The sequence below is a fragment of the Galbibacter sp. PAP.153 genome, from assembly GCF_037029175.1.
GTDB lineage: Bacteria > Bacteroidota > Bacteroidia > Flavobacteriales > Flavobacteriaceae > Galbibacter > Galbibacter pacificus.
Window position 1 is genome coordinate 1 of sequence record NZ_JAZEUN010000073.1, and the last position, 479, is coordinate 479.

Annotated in this window: 1 protein-coding gene and 1 pseudogene; one reads left to right on the top strand and one right to left on the bottom strand. The window is 34.4% G+C overall.

The features are described from left to right. A pseudogene (locus tag UXI14_RS18085) lies at positions 1-244 on the top strand (LPS export ABC transporter periplasmic protein LptC); the annotation flags it as partial. Between the two features lie 21 nt (positions 245-265). Here UXI14_RS18085 and UXI14_RS18090 read toward each other — a convergent pair. Then, positions 266-479: type II toxin-antitoxin system RelE/ParE family toxin (locus UXI14_RS18090; protein WP_335967375.1), on the bottom strand; the 214-nt coding region annotated here is incomplete at its 5' end.

The following is a 479-nucleotide window of genomic DNA, read 5'->3' on the forward strand; positions in this document are numbered from 1 at the left end:
AGGAGATGTGGTGCTAAAAACCTATGACGGGAAACAATTATTGGCCGACCAGTTGTTCTGGGACCAAAAAAATCAATGGATTTTTACGGAAGGCCCTTATACATTTAATAGCCCCGACTTAAACATGACGGGCATAGGCATAGATTTCAATAAAGAGTTCACGGTGGTAAATTCTCATGGAAACTCGGGAACGGCAGTTGTTAAAGAAGAAACCAAAACCGAAGAAGCCCCAAAAACCGAATAGTCATTGTTGGGCTTTCGTTTTTTATATTTCTTTGTTCAATTTATTCGGATTTTGCCTTGTGTCAAATACAGTTACAATATTGATTCTCTTGGAATTAAATCGATAATATAAAGTCGTTTGTTTTGTGATTACACATCTTCTTAAACCTTTACCTTTTTTAGATTCAGGAAATATTTCAGGTTGGTTTTTAATAATTTCTATTGATGAATCTAATTTTTGAACAACCTCTCTTTTT